The 1,305-nt window shown below is 62.1% G+C and carries 2 protein-coding genes; both read left to right on the forward strand.

Features of this window, described 5'->3' with window-relative positions; genetic code table 11:
• Nucleotides 1–110 precede the first annotated feature (110 nt).
• Nucleotides 111–905: a signal peptidase I gene (gene lepB, locus AC1VAN_RS22085; RefSeq protein WP_025877111.1), complete on the forward strand. Its 795-nt coding sequence runs from the start codon at nucleotides 111–113 to the stop codon at nucleotides 903–905.
• A gap of 34 nt (nucleotides 906–939) precedes the next feature.
• The coding region (locus tag AC1VAN_RS22090; protein WP_480986776.1) for a DUF4845 domain-containing protein at nucleotides 940–1,305 on the forward strand (366 nt) is incomplete at its 3' end.

Here is a 1,305-nt window from a genome sequence, read left to right on the forward strand (position 1 = left end):
GCGTGGAAATTCCGCAGGAAGCCTTCCTGGCCGTGCTGCAGATGGACAACAAATAAGCCCCGAAACCGGCCTTCGGGCCGATCGTCCGGTGACGTTGCAAAGGACCCTGAATGAAACTGTTTGAGATCCTCCTGGTCGTGCTGACCCTGGCCTCCGGCCTGATCCTGCTGGCCGACAAGCTGTACCTGGCCAAGCGTCGCGCCCAGCGCGCCGGCCTGCTCGACACCGAGCCGGTGCTGGTGGACTACTCGCGTGCGTTCTTCCCGGTGCTGGCGATCGTGCTCATCGTGCGCAGCTTCATCGCCGAGCCGTACAAGATCCCGTCCAGCTCGATGATGCCGAACCTGCTGATCGGCGATTTCATCCTGGTCAACAAGTTCTCCTATGGCCTGCGCCTGCCGATCACCAACACCCGCTTCGTGCCGGTCGGCGATCCGGCCCGTGGTGACGTGGTGGTCTTCCACTTCCCCGGCCATGGCGACAACGACCCGGCCAAGGGCGAGAACTTCATCAAGCGCGTGATCGGCGTGCCGGGCGACACCGTCGTGTTCGAAGGCGACGGGGTGATCCTCAACGGCGAACCGCTGAAGTACGACAACAAGGGGATCTATGCCGGCCACAAGGGCCAGGGTGAGGGCGCCAACCTGCTGGTCGAGCACCTGCCGGGCCGCACCCACACCGTGCTGGAGACCGACTATCCGCGTGGCCAGGGCCAGTGGACCGTGCCGGCTGGCAAGTACCTGGTGATGGGCGACAATCGCGACAACAGCGACGACGGCCGTTTCTGGGGCCTGCTGCCGGAAGAGAACCTGCGCGGCAAGGCATTCCTGATCTGGCTGAACTGCCAGGGCTGGTTCTGCAAGGACGGCTTCGAACCGTCGCGGATCGGCTCGAGCATCAACTGACTTCACATCCACTCGCGTATCTGGGGAGAACGCAATGAAGACGATGAACACGCAGCGCGGCATGACCCTGACCTCGTTCCTGACGGTCCTGATCGTGGTTGGCTTCTTCCTCTACATCGGCATGAAGCTGTTCCCGATGTACCAGGAGTATTACGCGGTGCGCTCGGCGATGAAGAGCCTGGCCAAGGAACCGGGCATCGGCAGCATGGCGCCGGCCAACATCCAGGAACTGTTCTTCAAGCGGCTGTACATCAACTACTCGGACAACGTGAAGCCGGCCAACGTCAAGTTCGACCGTCGCGACAATGGCTGGACCCTCAAGGTCAACTACGAAGTGCGCCGCCAACTGGTCGGCAACCTGGATGTGGTTGGCAAATTCGATTCTTCCCAGGACCTGACC

The organism is Stenotrophomonas sp. 05L44_2 (assembly GCF_056665995.1).

What these genes read in the sequence shown, in the direction of transcription:
- lepB (WP_025877111.1), top strand. Translation starts at nt 111, where the DNA reads ATGAAACTGTTTGAGATCCTCCTGGTCGTGCTGACCCTGGCCTCCGGC.